This window comes from Pseudoalteromonas sp. J010 (assembly GCF_003934235.1).
GTDB classification, from domain to species: domain Bacteria; phylum Pseudomonadota; class Gammaproteobacteria; order Enterobacterales; family Alteromonadaceae; genus Pseudoalteromonas; species Pseudoalteromonas peptidolytica.
The window spans coordinates 41771-59275 of the sequence record NZ_RDBW01000006.1 but is presented as its reverse complement, the minus strand read 5'-3'; the positions used below and the strand labels follow the sequence as shown (position 1 = coordinate 59275).

General features: G+C 43.4%; 15 protein-coding genes. 13 read left to right on the top strand and 2 right to left on the bottom strand.

Going from position 1 to position 17505, the window contains the following annotated elements:
* Position 1: 1 nt before the first annotated feature.
* The 5 genes from betB (at position 2) to EAG18_RS04765 (ending at position 6140) form a co-directional block, all read left to right on the top strand.
* Positions 2–1465 (top strand): betaine-aldehyde dehydrogenase, encoded by a 1464-nt coding sequence (gene betB, locus EAG18_RS04785; RefSeq protein ID WP_125251261.1) that lies wholly within the window; start codon positions 2–4, stop codon positions 1463–1465.
* 12 nt (positions 1466–1477) lie between these two features.
* The gene (gene betA / locus EAG18_RS04780; RefSeq protein WP_125251260.1) at positions 1478–3142 is read left to right on the top strand and encodes a choline dehydrogenase; all 1665 of its coding nucleotides are present in this window, start codon (positions 1478–1480) and stop codon (positions 3140–3142) included.
* 152 nt (positions 3143–3294) lie between these two features.
* A complete protein-coding gene (locus tag EAG18_RS04775) occupies positions 3295–4512 on the top strand; it encodes a BCCT family transporter (RefSeq protein ID WP_125251259.1) in 1218 nt (405 codons plus the stop codon).
* Between the two features lie 12 nt (positions 4513–4524).
* A complete protein-coding gene (locus EAG18_RS04770; protein WP_125251258.1) occupies positions 4525–5226 on the top strand; it encodes a TorF family putative porin in 702 nt (233 codons plus the stop codon).
* A gap of 605 nt (positions 5227–5831) precedes the next feature.
* Positions 5832–6140, top strand: coding sequence for a cupin domain-containing protein (locus EAG18_RS04765; RefSeq protein ID WP_125251257.1), 309 nt, complete (start codon positions 5832–5834; stop codon positions 6138–6140).
* Positions 6141–6163: 23 nt separating this feature from the next.
* Here EAG18_RS04765 and EAG18_RS04760 read toward each other — a convergent pair whose 3' ends face one another.
* Entirely contained in the window at positions 6164–7099 is a 936-nt protein-coding gene (locus EAG18_RS04760; protein ID WP_125251256.1) for a LysR family transcriptional regulator, read from the bottom strand.
* A gap of 122 nt (positions 7100–7221) precedes the next feature.
* Here EAG18_RS04760 and EAG18_RS04755 point away from each other — a divergent pair, with 122 nt between their 5' ends.
* The 3 genes from EAG18_RS04755 to EAG18_RS04745 are packed head-to-tail and all read left to right on the top strand — an operon-like array spanning position 7222 to position 11137.
* Positions 7222–9216 (top strand): ligand-gated channel protein, encoded by a 1995-nt coding sequence (locus tag EAG18_RS04755; protein ID WP_125251307.1) that lies wholly within the window; start codon positions 7222–7224, stop codon positions 9214–9216.
* Entirely contained in the window at positions 9216–10307 is a 1092-nt protein-coding gene (locus tag EAG18_RS04750) for a PepSY-associated TM helix domain-containing protein (protein ID WP_125251255.1), read from the top strand. Before EAG18_RS04755 ends, EAG18_RS04750 begins: the two co-directional genes overlap by 1 nt.
* A 2-nt stretch (positions 10308–10309) precedes the next feature.
* Complete coding sequence (locus EAG18_RS04745) at positions 10310–11137, top strand: DUF4198 domain-containing protein (protein WP_125251254.1); 828 nt, start codon at positions 10310–10312, stop codon at positions 11135–11137.
* A gap of 129 nt (positions 11138–11266) precedes the next feature.
* Here EAG18_RS04745 and EAG18_RS04740 read toward each other — a convergent pair whose 3' ends face one another.
* Positions 11267–12799: an ATP-binding cassette domain-containing protein gene (locus EAG18_RS04740; RefSeq protein ID WP_125251253.1), complete on the bottom strand. Its 1533-nt coding sequence runs from the start codon at positions 12797–12799 to the stop codon at positions 11267–11269.
* A 369-nt stretch (positions 12800–13168) separates the two neighbouring features.
* Between EAG18_RS04740 and EAG18_RS04735 the strand changes: the two genes are divergently transcribed.
* The 5 genes from EAG18_RS04735 (at position 13169) to EAG18_RS04720 (ending at position 17480) form a co-directional block, all read left to right on the top strand.
* Positions 13169–15724: an insulinase family protein gene (locus EAG18_RS04735; RefSeq protein WP_125251252.1), complete on the top strand. Its 2556-nt coding sequence runs from the start codon at positions 13169–13171 to the stop codon at positions 15722–15724.
* A gap of 304 nt (positions 15725–16028) precedes the next feature.
* Positions 16029–16589: a hypothetical protein gene (locus EAG18_RS04730; protein ID WP_125251251.1), complete on the top strand. Its 561-nt coding sequence runs from the start codon at positions 16029–16031 to the stop codon at positions 16587–16589.
* 11 nt (positions 16590–16600) lie between these two features.
* Positions 16601–16723, top strand: coding sequence for a hypothetical protein (locus tag EAG18_RS22315; RefSeq protein WP_263972643.1), 123 nt, complete (start codon positions 16601–16603; stop codon positions 16721–16723).
* 30 nt (positions 16724–16753) lie between these two features.
* Complete coding sequence (locus EAG18_RS04725) at positions 16754–17119, top strand: nuclear transport factor 2 family protein (RefSeq protein WP_211091672.1); 366 nt, start codon at positions 16754–16756, stop codon at positions 17117–17119.
* A gap of 133 nt (positions 17120–17252) precedes the next feature.
* On the top strand, positions 17253–17480 hold the full coding sequence (locus EAG18_RS04720) for a hypothetical protein (protein WP_125251250.1): 228 nt from the start codon (positions 17253–17255) through the stop codon (positions 17478–17480).
* The last annotated feature ends 25 nt before the right edge of the window (positions 17481–17505 follow it).

Here is a 17505-nt window from a genome sequence, read left to right as displayed (position 1 = left end):
TGTGACAGTCCCTGTATATCAAAATTTTATTCATGGCCAATTTTTGGCGAACCACTCAGGCGAAAAGTTTGCAGTAAAAAATCCAGCAACGGATGAAGTGATCTACGAAGTAGAAGTTGCTGATAGCCATATTCAGCAAGCTGCAATTGAAAGTGCCAAAGCAGGTTTTGCCCTTTGGTCGGCAATGACGCCAATTGAGCGCAGCCGCATCTTACATAAGGCTGTGTCGTTATTACGTGAGCGTAATGATGAACTTGCCAAAATTGAAGTGTTGGATACAGGTAAACCTTGGCAAGAGGCAGAATGTGTAGACATTCAAACTGGCGCTGACGTGATTGAATATTTTGCAGGGTTAGCACCCGCTCAGACTGGGAGCCAGCAACCAGTCGGCGGTGATTTTTTCTATACTCGTAAAGAACCTTTAGGTATCTGTGCAGGCATCGGAGCGTGGAACTATCCGCTGCAAATTGCATGCTGGAAGTCAGGCCCTGCGCTGGCAGCTGGTAATGCACTGATCTTTAAACCGTCTGAAGAAACGCCGCTTGGTGCGGTAAAGTTGGCGGAAATATTTATCGAAGCAGGTGTCCCTGCGGGCGTATTCAATGTCGTGCAAGGTGCCGCTGAAGTGGGTCAATGGCTCACAACACACCCTGATATTGAAAAAGTCTCTTTTACCGGTGAAGTTGGCACGGGTAAAAAAGTCATGCAAAGCGCGGCAAGCAATTTAAAAGAGGTGACGATGGAGCTAGGTGGCAAATCACCGCTTATCGTCTTTGAAGATGCAGATATTTCTCAAGCTATCAGTGCTGCAATGTTGGGCAACTTCTACACTCAAGGTGAAGTGTGTACTAACTGTACGCGCGTATTTGTACATCGCAGTGTATATGATGCCTTCTTGGCAGAGCTAAAACAGCGCACTGAGCAAAATATCATTGCCGGTGATCCACTCGATCCAAACGTTAACCTTGGTGCGTTAATCTCAAAACAACATCAAACCCTGGTGATGGACTATATCGCAAAAGGTCAAGCTGAAGGGGCAACTGTACTGACAGGCGGTGAAGCCATCAGCCCTGCATCTGCACCAAACGGCTACTTTGTTGCGCCGACGATATTTATCGACTGCCATGATGACATGACTATAGTTAAAGAAGAGATATTTGGTCCAGTGATGTCTGTATTGGTATTCGATGACGAAGAAGAAGTCATTCAGCGTGCGAACAACACCCACTTAGGTCTGGCTGCAGGTGTATTTAGTAAAGATATTAAACGTGCACACCGCGTGATCCACCAGCTAGAGGCTGGTATTTGTTGGATCAATAGCTATGGTAACTCGCCCGCTGAAATGCCCGTTGGTGGCTATAAGCAGTCTGGGATCGGTCGTGAAAATGGCGTAGAGACACTTGACCAATATACTCAGACTAAATCTGTGTATGTAGGTATGAGTGATATTGAAAGCCCATTTTAATCGAGGAGTACTATGACTGATTTTGATTATATTATCGTAGGTGCGGGTTCTGCCGGTTGTGTGCTTGCAAACCGATTGTCAGAAAACCCCGCGCACAAAGTATTGTTACTCGAAACGGGTGGTAGTGATAAGAGCATTTTTATTCAGATGCCAACCGCGCTATCTATTCCAATGAATACCGATAAATATGCTTGGCAGTTCCATACAGAGCCTGAACCGCATTTAGACAACCGCGTTATGCATTGCCCTCGCGGCAAGGTGCTTGGCGGCTCATCGTCAATCAATGGCATGGTGTATGTGCGTGGTCACGCAAAAGATTTTGATGAGTGGCAAGACCACGGTGCACAAGGCTGGGATTATCAGGCTTGCTTACCTTATTTCAAGCGCGCTGAGTCTTGGTATTTAGGTGGCGATCAGTACCGTGGTGAACAAGGTCCGCTTGGCACCAATAATGGTAATGAAATGGCAAATCCGCTCTATCGCGCGTTTATCAGTGCAGGAGAGCAAGCCGGCTATGCTTTTACCAAAGACTACAATGGTAAGCAACAAGAAGGTTTTGGCCCAATGCACATGACCGTCAAAGACGGTAAACGCTGCTCATCAAGTAGAGCCTATTTGGACCCTATCAAGCATCGTAGCAATCTGACGATTGTAACGGGAGCACTGGTACAAAAAGTGTTGCTAGAGGACAAAGTTGCAACGGGTGTCGAATATAGCGTGAAGGGCAGCCTGAAAACCGCGAATGCGGCGAAGGAAGTGATCTTGAGCGCAGGTTCAATTGGCTCACCACATTTACTACAACTATCTGGCATTGGTGATAAAGACGCGTTGACTGCCGCAGGCGTTGAAGTGAAACATCACTTACCAGGTGTGGGTAAAAACCTACAAGATCACCTAGAATTCTATTTTCAATATAAGTGTAAGCAGCCGATCACCTTAAATGGTAAGTTGGGACTGATTTCTAAAGGCTTAATTGGTGCCAGGTGGTTGCTTGATAAGTCAGGTCTAGGTGCAACTAACCACTTTGAATCTTGTGCCTTTATTCGTTCGAAAGCGGGCGTTGAGTGGCCGGATCTTCAGTACCACTTTTTACCTGCTGCTATTCGCTATGATGGAAAAAGTGCATTTGATGGTCATGGTTTTCAAGTTCATGTTGGCCACAATAAACCAAAGAGCCGTGGTGAAGTCACGATTAAATCGGCGGATCCAAGGGTTGCACCGAAAATACAGTTTAACTATTTAGCTGAGCAAGAGGATATCGAAGGCTTTAGAGCTTGTGTTAGGTTGACTCGTGAAATCATTGAGCAAAGCGCATTTGATGATTTTAGACAAAGCGAGATCCAACCTGGTGAGCATATCCAAACCGATGAAGAGATTGATGCCTTTGTGCGTCAAGCGGTAGAAAGTGCCTACCACCCTTCTTGTTCATGCAAAATGGGAGAAGATGAAATGGCCGTTGTAGACTCGCAAACTCGCGTTCACGGTGTACAGGGTTTACGCGTTGTCGATTCTTCTATTTTCCCAACAATCCCCAACGGTAACCTCAATGCGCCAACCATTATGGCTGCGGAAAAGGCTGCGGATATGATCCTTGGTAATCCGCCATTAGCCCTTGAGGAAGCAGAGGTTGTCATGACACAGAACTGGCAACAAGTTCAACGTAGTTCGGAGATGTAGTTTCGCCACTCGTATGGGAAAGTTCGTGCCCCATATGAGGCCTGCAGTGGCATACAGTGCAAGTAGTTTGCACTGTATTAATGCGGGAATAACGTACATAAAAACAACGGAGAAAAAAATGAGTTACTTCTATCTATTTTGGGAGGGTGACAATGACAGTATGGCTTAGTGCAGGCATCATTTTCACCCTATTAGCAGTCGCCTTTATCTTATTAAAATGGGGAAATGTTCAGTGCGTTGGTGTTACACCAGTTAAAACGTTCACTTTTATTGCTATCTTATTTACTTCTGGCCTCGATGTTGGCCTGATCATGTTTCCGCTTACGGAGTTTGCGGGTTACGCAGACATAAAAGCAAGCCCAGAGTACGCATTTACAAATCCTCTAGCCATAGAGTTTGGCTTTTGGGGATTTTTAATCTGGGGGTTCTACTTTCTTACGTGTTTTTATTTCTGCGTAATAGAGCCCAAAGTGAAGTTCTTTGAAATTCCTTGGGTTAAATTCATTAATAACATCGTTATTATTGGAACTTGCGCGTTTACCGCTTTCTTATTGTTGTCTAATCTGCCTTGGTATTTACCTAGCTTAGGTGATGGCGAGTCAATTATTCCGAGTTTCTATTTAATCGTGTTTGCAGCGATCGCCTTTGCCGTTTACTCAAGCACCAGCCTTAAATACGTGCGCTTTTTAAGCATCACGACGACCTGGGTATTTATTGGCCTAATCGCCTTTATGTGGGCATCAGCGTTTGTTTTTGGTGACAGTGCAATGTCGAGTTATACCAATAATCTGGCGCTCATCGGTGGATACTTTGCCAATATTGATCAGTTCGTATTACCACTCAATGATTATCATGAATTTTATCTATTTTGGTGGTTTGCTTGGAGTATCATGATAGGGCAATTTACATCGCGTTTTGTTGGCGGCTTGAAGACGTATCAAGTGTTGGCGGCGATGCTTATATTCCCTTCTATCCCTATCGCAGCATGGTTTAGTGTACTTTATCACTATCATGAGGCTGGGATCCCAACTGCTGGCATTAAGAACTTTGCAATGGTGTTTGTGGGTATCGTGTTTGTGATCAACTCACTGGACTCGCTGATCCGTTTATATACTGATAATTTGAACTTAACCGTTAGTCGCCTTGGTAAAAGGAACTATATTTTACTTAACATAGTTGCACTATCGCTGCTTACCTTGTTATTTAAACTAAACTTTTTGCAGATCCAATGGGTTGGTGCGCTGGTCATTGGCTTGTTCTTCTCGTGTTTTGCGTACATTGCTTATAGCAAATTCAAAACCGTGAGCAAGATTGATAGCTCACCAAAAGACAACCTTATCGACTTTAGAAAAATTGAATCTGTAAATTAGGGATACAACGATATGACAACTTTAAAGAAAACACTTTGTGCATTACCACTTGTATTTGCATCCAATTGTGCACTGGCTGATTGGTCAGCAACACTAACAGGTGTGTCTGATTATACTTTTAACGGTGTGAGTCAAACTCAGAATGACCCTGCGCTACAAGGCAGCATTGATAAAGCGTTTGCCAACGGTGTATATGCTGGAAGCTGGGCGTCTAATGTCGATTTTGGTGGTGACACTGATTTAGAGTGGGATTTTTATGTTGGTCGCTTCGTCGAGTTGAACCAAAGCTGGAGTGTTGATTATGGCATTGCCTATTACTCATATCATGGTGGTGATGATTCGAGTGACGGTAACTATCCTGAGATTTACACAAAATTTGGTTACAGCAGTGAGTTTGGCCAAACAGAATTTAACTTTTGGTATAGCTGGGATTACTTTGGTACTGAGGCGGGTCATACTATTGCGATGGTGGCGCATACTTTTGAAATTGCACCAGGCCATGCGTTAAGAGCTAGCTTTGATGTGTCCAACTCTCTTGATGGAGATAAGTATAGTTGGGATGGCACTGGTAAGTCATACAACCATTATCGATTAGCTTATCAAACGGCATTGCAAGGTTTTAACATTGAAGTAGCAGCAGAGAATACCAGTCTAGACTGGGATACCGCTGATGAGCGTATCGTTTTGTCCTTATCAAGGACCTTCGATTTATAAGGCTTTGCAAGCGTCACTTGATGATGACCGAAATACCAGCCTAATTTAGGCTGGTATTTTTTTGACTATCGACACGGTTTTCTCGCCTCAAAATAGACCACTTAATTAAGATAATTGGTATAAGTAACTGGTACGACTGAAAGAGTGACGGGAAAGTTGGCAGGATTTTTTGGTGTAGTGGAAAAGTGAAGTGCAGAAAACGATTTTGTTTATTTAATGTTAAATATTGTTTTACAAACATTGTTAAATTGTGTAACTTTATTGGTGACTGTACAACTGGATAATAAGTCCGAGTGGAGTCACTTAGTTAGGTGGTGAGATGTGCGCCCCTGATTGCTTGTTTCGACATACTGAGAACAATATATTGAACATTTTTATTAATCAAGTTGTACCATTCTCCCAATTTGCCGCGACCAGATAAACGGACGTGCTGTTGCGGCAAATTATTTCTCGATAGTTGACTAGGTAACCTAAGCTTAGGAGAATTAATGTCTTGCTAGGTCTTGGTGCTGGCGCAAATACGCTGTATTTATAGTGGATAAGTATCAGGGCGGTAGCAAAACGCAAGTGTCACTAAGTTATCCAAACTTCAGGTTAAGTACAATATGAACTTTCTTAAAGATATTCCAGCTGATTTAACTGAAGAAGTTTTTGAAATGGTACTCTCTCATCCAAATATCCGAATTGAACGAATAGTATCAAACGGTCATACCTCCCCAAGCTCTGAATACTACGACCAAGACGAAAATGAATGGGTATTGGTATTACAGGGTTGTGGTGAATTAACTTTTGAAGACGATAGCAAGGTAACCTTAAAGGCTGGTGATAGCCTTAATATTCCCGCACATCAAAAGCATAAAGTGAGCTACACCGACACTTCAGAGCCCACTATTTGGCTCGCTATTTTTTATTAAAATGGCATTTACCTCAACTCAGTCTAAATGAAATTAAAGTCGCCAACGAACACTTGGCTATCGTTGGACACTTCAGTAAACCACTCTTTTAGGCTCTCAATTGCTGCGGTCGTTTTTGCTGCGACCGTATCGCGGTGCGGTGTCACTGCATACACACTATATTCCCTTAGCGACCAGTCAGGACACAGTCTTTTTAGCCTGCCTGATGAGAGGTGATGCCTAATTTCTGGCTCTGGTAATACGCCATAACCGATGCCATCTAAGGTAAGCTGAATGCAAGCCTGCATATTGTTTACCATAAATCGTGCAGCAGGTAGCGCTACTTGCTGGTGGGTTTGTAGATGGCTTAAATGGTAAGGATTCTGTTTGCTACTAGTATGGCCTATGAGCGCATGTGGCGCTAAGCTATCGGGATGTTCAATATTGAGTTTTGATAAAGGATGATGGCAACTTACGCATGGAATTAGCTGCCAGTCAGCAAGATGACGGGCGATAAGGTTTGAGTCCTGTAAAGGGCCTATACAGATAGCTAAGTCGACGCCTTCAGTGATGATGTCGATGGGTTCGTCGGTTAGGATCAAATCAACTTTTATTTGTGGAAACTGTTCACTTAAGTAACGCAGCGGCTTACTGAGTAACCCTCCTCCAAACCCGATAGGGGCAGAAATCTTCAATATGCCAGATGGCGTATGTTGTAATAACTCGAGTTCATGCTCTGCCTGCTCTGCGGTTTGTAGTATTTGTATCGCAGAGTTGTAATAAATAGTGCCCGCTTCGGTGAGCGTGAGGTTACGGGTATTTCGATTAAATAAGCTCAGACCTATATCTTGCTCCAATTTACTGATCTGTTGGCTGACAGCCGAGGTGGTCATATGTAATAAGTCTGCGGCTCTGCTCATGCTACCTGCTTCGACTGTTTTGGCGAAAACATTAAGTCCACGGGTCAATTTCTGATTCATTATTAAGATCTGCTTAAAATACCTTTAAGAAAAAGCGCATTGCTCCAAAATACGCAATCATCATACCATTAGAAATGAAAATAATTGTTATTTATCTTGTATTCTATCATGGAGATTTCTTGATGTTGATGGCCTGTCGTAGTTTGGCGCCACTCTCTTTAGCTGTTGCAGCTGCCCTGCCTTTTTCCTCACTTGCACAAAGTGATGCAAAATCAGAAATAAAAGAAGAGATGGAAGTGATCGTCGTATCCGCTTCTGGATTTGAGCAACTGCTAAAAAATGCGCCGGCGTCCGTTAGCGTTATCAATCAAGAAGCGCTAAAGCAGCGCTTTTATCGAGATCTTACTGATGCCATGACAGATGTTCCCGGAGTTGTAGTAACTGGAGGCGGAGACAGGGAAGATATTAGCCTTCGCGGTATGGGCAGTCAGTACACGCTTATTTTAGTCGACGGGCAAAGACAAAGTTCGCGTGAAACTCGGCCAAATAGTGACGGCCCTGGTGTTGAAGGTGCATGGACACCTCCTGTTGCTGCCATTGAACGTATCGAAGTGGTACGCGGGCCTATGTCTTCGCTGTACGGCTCTGATGCAATTGGCGGTGTAATTAACATTATCACGAAAAAAACGCCTGAACAGTGGCATGGAGAAGTCAGAGTTGATGCAACCAGCCAGGAGAGCAGCCGCTCAGGTGATATATATCAGGCTAATTTCTTTGCTGCAGGCTCGCTAATCAAAGATACCTTAGGGGTACAAATCTACGGCCAAACTACGCACAGAGACGAAGACGAAATCGTGTCTGGCTTTAGAGGTCGCGATGCCGATACGCTGAAGGTAAAACTGGCCTATACACCATCAGATGAACACGAATGGTTATTGGATTATGGCATTGCCTCACAAACGCTTGATGCAACACTCGGTAAAACGGTTGCACCACTTGCACCAGGTGAGCCGTGTGGCCGCCGTGGTTGTCCTGAGTCCACTACAACCGAATACGATAGTGAGTCAATCTCTTTGACGCATAACGGTTACTGGTCATTTGGTAGCTCTCGTAGTTACTTAAAACATGAAGAGTTTGACAATAAATCCCGTGAGATGACGGTCAAAAACGTCGATTTCCAGTCTCTTTGGACGTTACCGCTTGGTGAGTCTCATACCAGCTCAATCGGTGTTGCTTATCTTAATGAAGATTTGACCGACAAAACCAGTAATCGCATTAGTGACTTGCAGCAAGTCGACAACGATCAGTGGTCGGTATTTGCAGAGGATGAGTGGCGTATCGTTGAACCATTTGCCCTGACTATGGGACTACGCTACGACAAAGACGGTAACTTTGGCGGCCATCTAAGCCCGCGTTTATACGGTGTTTATACTGCATCAGACGCGGTGACGGTTAAAGGAGGGATCTCAACCGGCTTTAGAGCGCCGAACTTGCGTCAAAGTACGGCGGCGTGGGGTCAAGTGAGCCGTGGTGGCAATATTTACGGTAATCCAGATTTAAACCCTGAAACTTCGATTAACTATGAGCTAGGTGTGTACGTTGAGCTTGCTAAAGGGGTTAGCACCTCCGCAACGGTATTTTATAACGAGTTTGACGATAAAATTTCACGGGTGTCGTGTCCACTAACTCAATGTACGGACGGCCCTAACGAGTTTGGCTCGTTACCGACAACTTATGTCAACGTTGATGAAGCCGTAACCCAAGGGGGTGAAATTAGCTTCTCGGGTCAATTGACGGAAAAACTAACGCTTAGCGCAAACTATACCTACACAGATTCGGAGCAAAAAACCGGAGTGTATGCTGGTAGCCCATTAAATCAGTTACCTAAACATCTGTTCCAAACGTCGCTTAATTATCAGTATTCGGATGAGCTGAGCACGTGGTTACGCTTTCATTATCGTGGTGAAGAAAGCCAGCCGGTAACAGGGCCTTCGCAAAGTAGCTTAGTCGCACCTTCGTACAACCTAACCGATTTAGGTGCAAATTATCAGCTGAACGAAGCGATCAAGCTTGGGTTTGGGATTTACAACCTCTTCGATGAAGAAATTACTGAAGCAGAATACGGCTACTTTGAAGACGGTCGTCGCTATTGGGCTTCATTGGCGTGGAGCTTTTAATGACACGAGTTCGCTCAGTGGCTAAGTCGTCGAATCGACGACTTAAAAAGCTGTTTGATTGGCGCACTTGGCATTGGATGAGCTCTGCCGTGTGTTTAGTGGGCATGCTGCTGTTTGCCGTGACTGGGATCACCTTAAATCACGCGAGCCAGATAGAAGCTGCACCAACCACACATGCCAAAGAAGCGGTGCTGCCAAGCGCGCTGTTGACCCAGCTTAACGCGGCGGCAGAGCAAACAGCGCTGCCACGCAGCTTTCAATCTTGGTATCAGTCACACACAGGTACGGCGTTACCTGCACTACAGCAAGTGCAGTGGAGCGAGTACGAATTGTATGTTGCGCTGCCAAGAGCTGGTGGTGATGGCTGGTTTAGCATCGCCCTTGATAGCGGTGAGTTTTATCAAGAGATCACAGATCGTGGTTGGGTATCATACCTTAACGATCTTCACAAAGGACGTAATACAGGATTTGCATGGCGTATGTTTATTGATGTGTTTTCAGTAGCTTGTATAGTGTTTTCGCTTACAGGATTATGGCTTTTATACAAGCATTCACGAGGAAGAAAGTCGACTTGGCCGCTCGTCGCAGCAGGCTTTGTATTACCTGTTCTAGTGCTGATGGTACCCGTGCACGCTAAAGCTGATGAAGTTGAAATCACTATCCCGCGTTTAAACGTCGCGGAATATCACCCACCTTATATAGCAGTATGGCTGGCGAACAGCAAACAACAGCGAGTTGCCGATATTGCCGTTTGGTATGACGTAAACATGGCGGATAAAGAAGGTGAAAAGTGGCTAAAAGACTTACGCCTATGGTGGCGTAGAAGCGGCCGTAGCCTATCCATGCCTGTAGACGGCGTGACTGGTGCGACAAGGCGTCCAGGTACGGCAAAGATTGATTTAACCCCTTGGCGCAACGAGTTTAAAGCTTTACCTGCGGGTGAGTACACGCTGTTTGTCGAGGCTGCTCGTGAGCTTGGAGGTCGTGAAGTATTGAAACTGCCAGTGACCTTACCTATCACTGCACCTGTCACTGTGATTGCAGAAGGTAAATCTGAACTCGCTACAACAATTTTAACAATGGAGCCTTAATCGTGAAAATTTCAACGTTAGTTTCTGGTGTCTTAGTTGCCTTAGCCGCATATAGCCCGTTAAGTGAAGCGCACCGAGTATGGATCAAGCCAAGTACCACCGTGGTGTCTGGTGACAGCGAATGGATCACGTTTGATGCTGCTATCGCCAATGGGATCTTTAACCCAGATCATTATGCTTATCCACTAGAGCGTCTATCTGCACTGTCTCCTTCTGGTAGCAAGGTCGAACTTAAGAACGCCACAAAACTTAAGTATCGCAGTGTATTTGACATTGAGCTCAATCAGCAAGGCACTTACAAAGTGTTTAATCAAAGTCGCTCGCTGGTGGCGCGCTGGACTGATGAAAACGGTAAAAAGCACTACTGGCCAGGACGCGGAAAAACTGGCTCAGTAGAGGCCTTTAATAAAGAAGTACCAAAAACGGCAAAAGATTTAAGTGTGTCCGACGTTGCAAGACGATTAGAAGTATTTGTAACTTTGGGGGCACCCAATAACACTGCGCTTGAGCCAACGGGCAAAGGGCTAGAACTAAACCCTGTAACTCACCCTAATGACTTGTACACCGGTGAACCCATTACCTTGCAATATACGATGGATGGTGAACCTGCAAAGGGTGCAGAAGTGATAGTGGTACGTCAGGATGAAAAGTACCGTGACAACAGTCAACCAAGCAAATATACAACGAATGTCAAAGGTGAAGTGACGCTAACGCTATCTGAGCCAGGCATGTATTGGTTTGAAGTGGAATATGAAGACGACAAAGCACAAGCACCCGCTACAAAGCGTACCGGCAGCTATGTCACTACCCTTGAGGTATTACCGCTTTAACTAACGGTCCCCATGTGGTTTGAGACGTGCAGTCGTCTCAGCCCATTTAATTTAGTGGTCATAACAGAGACGCCACTAAGTGCCCAAAGGGGGAGGCGTTCCTTCCTCCCCCTTTTCTTTCTTAGTTGACTATTGCTCACACAGCGGTAGTGCTTTTATGTTGGTAAGTTGACTGCAAAAATGCTCATTGTGAGAGACCAGTACAAATCCACAAGGAAGCTGATTGAGCATGGTAGCAAGCTCCTGCTGTGCTTCTAAGTCGAGGTGATTGTCGGGTTCATCAAGTAGTAAAAAACCTTGCAGTTGCACTACTAACACAATCGCAGCTTTCATTTTTTCACCACCACTTAGTTTCATGACAGGCGAAGATATTTTATCTAATTTAAGACCAACGCTTGCAAAGCTGGTGATGATATTATGATGAGGTGTATCAAGTAAGCGCACGGCAATGTCTAAAATACTATTGCCTTGCTCAAGCCAAGCACAATGCTGATCTAAGTAAATACATGTTGTGGGGCGCTGAATTTCTCCACGCTTTAACTCTAGCTTACCGGCAAGGGTTTTAAGCAAAGTGGATTTTCCGATGCCGTTATCTCCTGTTACTCTGAGTTTTTGTGTTGTATCCGCAAAAAGGTTTAGTGTCTTTTCTGGTCCAAAGCACAGTTCGGCTTCACATAAGCGGATTTTTTCTTTCGCTCTAGTAGTGGTATTAAAGTGAAACTGCTGTTTGTCTTCTCGATAATACACTGCACTTTCTTTCACTCTATCTTGAGCTTGCTGAATTTTATGGGTTTGTCCGGCAAGACGTTTACTTCCTCGGTCAGACTTAAAATCAGCAATCAGTTTACTTTGGCTACCAGCGCGTACTTGTGCTTTACCTTTATTGGCTTGCCTTTGATATTGTAAATCCGCTGCAATCAAAGCCTGTTTAAGTGCTTTTTGCTCAGCGCGATTTGCTAAATGCTGTTGTTTTTGTCGAGCTTGAGTTTGAAGTAACGCCTCTCTAAAAGCGTCAAATCCATGTGAGTGATGAGTTAGCTCCCCCTGTTTTAGGTGCAGTATATGGTCGGCTGCATCTAATAAAATAGGATCGTGTGTGACGACAACCACACCATGTTTGTGGCTCTTTAGCTGCTCAGCTAACCAGTGCTTATTGTTGCTGTCCATGTGGTTGCTCGGCTCATCCAGTAATAGGATTGCAGGCTGAGATTGTAATACTTCGATATAAACTCGCATTCGCTTTCCTGGACTAAGCTTTGTAAAGGGGGTTTCCAAAGTGAGTTCTAGCGGCGCAAGTGTTGCTTGCCAAGTTGATTCTAACTGCCAATCATCTGCGATTAAGTCAAAATCTTGCTCAGAGGCTAACCCCTGATGGGCCCGATGCAGTGCTGCTAGCTTCTCTTTAAGCCCTAGTAGTTCAGAAACGGTAGCAAAGCGGTTAGTTGCATCTTGTGGGAGATAAAAGCATTTCCCATGACTTTGGCGCTCGCCCGAGGTTAGAGGCTGTTCACCGGATAGGGCTTTGAGTAAGTGTGATTTGCCCGCCCCATTAGGGCCTGTTATCGCAATAAATTGTCGCTCTATTGTTAAGTCGACATCGCAAAATAAACATTGGCCATTTGCAAGGATAAAACTTGCCTGCTTTAACTGTATCCAAGGCATAATTACTGCTCCTAGTTGCAGCAGTGCAAAAGGCTAAAGGCACAAAGACTCGTAAAAGCCATAAACAGTAAAATAGAAAATGAGAGTCTATAGATTAGTCTGAGAAGCCTCAACGATAACCATAAGCCTTGCACTGAAAATTAATAATAAGTTCGTCAGTTACAAAGGGCTTAGTTATTCATTGTGATGGCAGCTCCTAATAAGAGGGGAAACAAGCGGATGTAAATATCAATCAGGTGATATTTTGCTGACACTAGGTTAAATGTCAAGGGAGTATCAGTGAATTCGTCGGTTTTATTTTAAACAATTGTTTCTCCAAGTTGTCATGTGATAATGTTCAGCGACAAGTTGTAAGGAAGCTAATACTATATGCTAATAAGAAAAAGCCTTTCTCCGATTTTTTCCATTCTTTATTGCGTCTTGCTTATTTTTAATAGCAGCTCGTTTGCTCTGGAGCAACGCAGCCAAACCACTTTACCAACACTAAGCAATGGCATTGTATATCAACATATTCAATCTGATATTAACGTAGCCAGACTGGCTATTTTTGTAAAAGCGGGACACTTATATAACGGTGATGCCCATGGTATTTCCCATTTAACAGAACATTTATTCAATTTAGGGGGAGATGCAAAAAACGTATCAAAAATTGACGACTTCCTCGCATCAGTAAATGGCACCAGAAGAGCAACTTTAAATACATCAGGGGTTAGATATTGGTACGAAATTCCCACAGAATACCTAGGTAGCTTGTTGCCTCTTATTCAAGAGTCACTAGTTGGAGTCACAGCTTCTGAAGATGCGATTGCAGCTCAAATAGCTGCAATCGATAATGAATGGAAGCAAGGGCAACGCTACCAAGAGCTAATTGATTGGGAGCAAACTTTCAGAGTATTTGCGCATACTGATCTAACGCTTAAGGATGGGTCGTTTTTTATGGGGAATAGCGCTGAATTTAAAAAATATGCAGCTGGGTTACAAGACGAGCTAAAGAAGTTATTTAGTAGGTATAACGGTAAAAACATCACGATTTTAAGTGAGTCATCGCATAGCAAAGAAAACGCTTTTAAGTTGATGGAAAAGACGATAGGCGCTGTAGAGTTGAACGAGCGAGATCGCGCTCAAAGAATAACTCAAGAGCCTTCGCTGCACTTTACACCAGTGACTGAAGTCAGGAAAAAACAAAATCACGATGACAAGGAAATTCAATTCACATTTGCGATTCCCCCTATTGCTAGCGCGCCTCCTGTTTTTACACAGTTCTTAATACACCTTTTAAAGCATTCATCCATCCATACTGTTAGCTTAGGGCAAGCAACACTTGAGTTTTCACCCACATCAATCGAGTTTTCACCAAGCGCATTTCATCAATTTGATAGCTTACACATGACTTTTCCCCGGCGCGAAGGTAAAGGGGGAGCAATATATGAGGATGCGCGGCAATTTCTGTCGATTTTTAACTCTGTACTGTTAAGTTTGGCGGCAGTAGAACGAGAAGCGGAATTGGTATCGGCATACAATGATTTTGCAATGGAATATAGGCTGACATGTTCACAGAAAAACCTATCATTTGAATTGGCTAAAGAGTTAGATAATCAAGTTCACTTTGGTAGATTGACTGACTGGCTTAACGCTTGTCATATACCTCAAAAGCTCGATAGAGCCTTGTTTAGGCGCTTCGTTGAAACGTTTGTTTCCGCAAAAACTTACACTAAGCTATTTGTGGATGATGATGAGTGGGTTTCACTTAAGAATAAAGATGTGATGGAACATTACGACCAGCCTTATGTTTTGCTTGAGTCAACAAGAAAGAATGAGGTGAATGCCCCACTATCTTTTCGTTTTCCAAGAAAAAATGCCTTGGTAGAAATGGTTGAAAAATCAATTGTCGCGAAGAAAGACGTGAGATTGCGAGCTGTAGAAGATGGCAAATTTGCATCCCATCGTGTGCTAAAGGCTGGTATTTCTCATATTTATGACTACGCAGAGGCACTAATAATTAAAGCGCACTTGGAAGCCAAATATAGCAAATGGTTAAGTGATGCTGATGCGTTAGGTACCCCTGCCACGTTTTTAATTGACGATAAGTTGAGTATTGTTGCAAGCGGCAGGAAGTCGCTCGCCACCTATCTGGCAAACGCTATTAAAGTTCCAGCTTCGATTTTAGGTGATGATCTTGCAAAAGCTAAGACTGACGCGATTAGTGCGATTGAGAAAAAGGTCAGTGACAATCAAGTGTTCAGAATGAATGAGTTTTTGGCGCGGATCCAATCGAACCATATTTGGTCTGATGAGCAACTGCTTGCTGCTATTAGGCGTTATCCTACAAAGTCATCTGATAGCGTGAGTCACGCTTTACCGGCACCCAGCTCACAAAATCTAGAACTTAAAAATAATGCGCCAGTAAACATACTGGCATCGTTAAGACAGGTGCAAACAGGCTCACTAGAAGAGAAAGTATATGCGGTTTTGCTCAACTCGATTATAAGAAGTGATTACAAGGAAAGGTTTAGGAATACGCTTAAAATTGCCTATACAGCAATAACAGGTCACAGGGTGAGTGATAAAGGAACTGGCTTTGTTACCTTGCTACAGACATCGACACACTCAATCAGTGATATGAAAAAAATGAACCATCATTTTTTTACTGATATGTTGAGTAAGGTACAAAGGTTAACAGAGCAGGAATTTTTACAACTGAGTGATGAAAGCAAAAAAGAGGTAATTAGATTGAGCAATCAGCTGGATTATGTATTCGCTGACCGGCTAATTTCTCAAACTGATGAGACTAGTATTAACTCGATGAAACTATCGTTGTCGGAATTTAAAAGGTTTTCGAAGCGATTACTCAGTAATGATTTGGCTGAGCGGTATGTCGCAATTATAGGCATAGAAAATAACACAAAGAATAATGAAAACCGGTAGCCGCAGTGCCTCCAAGCACAAGATAAACCGATGACATTCATGTTAGGCAGGAGGCAAAGCTTAATGTCCACGGCTGACATCAGAAGAGCAACAATTCACGACGTAAACATGCGCGAGTTGTTGCTCGTCGGACGCCCCTAGCAGAGTTTTACTCATAGAAAGTTGGTGTGTTTGGCTCTGGTAACCTCTTAGCGTCTTGGCTAGCAAAAACCTCGAACTGATGTTAATAGTTTGTATTTCTCTTTTGACTAATTAGTAGGAACTGTATATTTTAAATTGATTGCTAATATGGAGAAGGGATCTGATGAAAGCAATTGCAGGAAAGGAAAGTGCTGTGAGCTTTATCGAAAATTATGAATTTGATGAGGCTGTGCTCGCGTGGTTTGATTGGCATGTGGAAACTCATTTTGGGCAAAGGTTATCTGAAAAGGAAATACAAGTAGTTGTTGAAGGGTTAAAAGACTACTTGATATTTACCATCATTTCGCCTCATAAAGTGGCCGCTGCAAGCAAGCTGGTTGACGAACTGTTTCATGCTTTTATTTTACATACACATCAATACGCGTCCTTTTGCGAGGGGGTTGGGCAGTTTATTCACCACTACCCAGTGCGCAAGCGCGAAGTACTTGGTCATCAAACTCCATTAGAAAATATCGAATATAACGAGCATTATCAGGCAATTATTAGAACATACTGTCTTGCTTGTCAGGCTTCAGACCTAGATCCCCTCACAACAACGCAAGTCCCTTATTTATTTCAAGTTGACTCACTGTTACCAAAAGAACATGCGGTCTTGTTTGATATTCAGTTTTTTCAATCTGTGCTACCAAAACTTGGGGCGCACCATTTTATGATCAACGAGTAAAGGAGATATACATGTCATATTTAAAAAATCGAGCAAAAAGTAACAAAGCGGCTCACGCTCAAGTAGTGATAGAATTAGTAAAAGCTGAGAAGTTTGCAGACGTTTGTTTAGCTGGTGTATGGCCTAGAAAGTAAACGCTTTGAGTTTAAAGCAAGCTTATTTTTATGGACATACTCGAAAAAATTGTAGCCCTAGAACAAGGGCTACATACACCGCAAATGCGCAGTGATATTGAACGGATCTCGGATTATATTCACGATGAATTTTATGAAGATGGACTATTTAGCAAAGGGATGACCAAAGCTGATATTCTAACGGGGTTAAAGCATGAAGACCTTAGCAAGCATAAAATAGTCAGTGAGGATTATAAATTGGTGTCTCAGAGTCGTACACAGGTGATCATTACATACATCTCAGCACTTGAGAGTGCTCTAGGTGAGAGATCATACCATGCCCAGAGGCACTCTACTTGGTGTCGCTGCAGTGATGATAAGTGGCGTCTGATAAGCCATAGTGCAACATTGATATAGTCACATAATGTGTTCATCTAATACCAATTAGCCTTAATACTTGCTGCGTTTGAAGGAGTAAAGTTGGTGCTAACAGCGTTAAAAATTTCTTATTTAAACTGAGTTCTGTTTAATCAATAACTGGAGTATAAAAATGAGCAAAGTAGCTAAATATAAGCGCTTTAGGCAAGAGCTGGGGCAATTGCTTGCACAATACAAAGGCTATGGGTTTGTACTTGGTTTTCTGCTAAACCTTAGTATTTGGCATATCGCATCTCAGTTTGTTGCTGCTCCCTTTGTCTCCAACTTTTGGAATCAAGTGTTTGTTTCCTTGCTCTTTTCTGCGGTTTTTTGCCTGCGTGCAGAGCGAAAACTAACTTAATTTGTTTACCGAAAAGAAAGGCACA

What these genes read in the sequence shown, in the direction of transcription:
- betA (WP_125251260.1), top strand. Translation starts at nt 1,478, where the DNA reads ATGACTGATTTTGATTATATTATCGTAGGTGCGGGTTCTGCCGGTTGT.
- EAG18_RS04725 (WP_211091672.1), top strand. Translation starts at nt 16,754, where the DNA reads ATGGACATACTCGAAAAAATTGTAGCCCTAGAACAAGGGCTACATACA.
- EAG18_RS04760 (WP_125251256.1), bottom strand. Translation starts at nt 7,099, where the DNA reads ATGAATCAGAAATTGACCCGTGGACTTAATGTTTTCGCCAAAACAGTC.
- EAG18_RS04755 (WP_125251307.1), top strand. Translation starts at nt 7,222, where the DNA reads ATGTTGATGGCCTGTCGTAGTTTGGCGCCACTCTCTTTAGCTGTTGCA.
- EAG18_RS04770 (WP_125251258.1), top strand. Translation starts at nt 4,525, where the DNA reads ATGACAACTTTAAAGAAAACACTTTGTGCATTACCACTTGTATTTGCA.
- EAG18_RS04765 (WP_125251257.1), top strand. Translation starts at nt 5,832, where the DNA reads ATGAACTTTCTTAAAGATATTCCAGCTGATTTAACTGAAGAAGTTTTT.
- EAG18_RS04740 (WP_125251253.1), bottom strand. Translation starts at nt 12,799, where the DNA reads ATGCCTTGGATACAGTTAAAGCAGGCAAGTTTTATCCTTGCAAATGGC.
- EAG18_RS04775 (WP_125251259.1), top strand. Translation starts at nt 3,295, where the DNA reads ATGACAGTATGGCTTAGTGCAGGCATCATTTTCACCCTATTAGCAGTC.
- EAG18_RS04735 (WP_125251252.1), top strand. Translation starts at nt 13,169, where the DNA reads ATGCTAATAAGAAAAAGCCTTTCTCCGATTTTTTCCATTCTTTATTGC.
- EAG18_RS04720 (WP_125251250.1), top strand. Translation starts at nt 17,253, where the DNA reads ATGAGCAAAGTAGCTAAATATAAGCGCTTTAGGCAAGAGCTGGGGCAA.
- EAG18_RS04730 (WP_125251251.1), top strand. Translation starts at nt 16,029, where the DNA reads ATGAAAGCAATTGCAGGAAAGGAAAGTGCTGTGAGCTTTATCGAAAAT.
- EAG18_RS22315 (WP_263972643.1), top strand. Translation starts at nt 16,601, where the DNA reads ATGTCATATTTAAAAAATCGAGCAAAAAGTAACAAAGCGGCTCACGCT.
- EAG18_RS04750 (WP_125251255.1), top strand. Translation starts at nt 9,216, where the DNA reads ATGACACGAGTTCGCTCAGTGGCTAAGTCGTCGAATCGACGACTTAAA.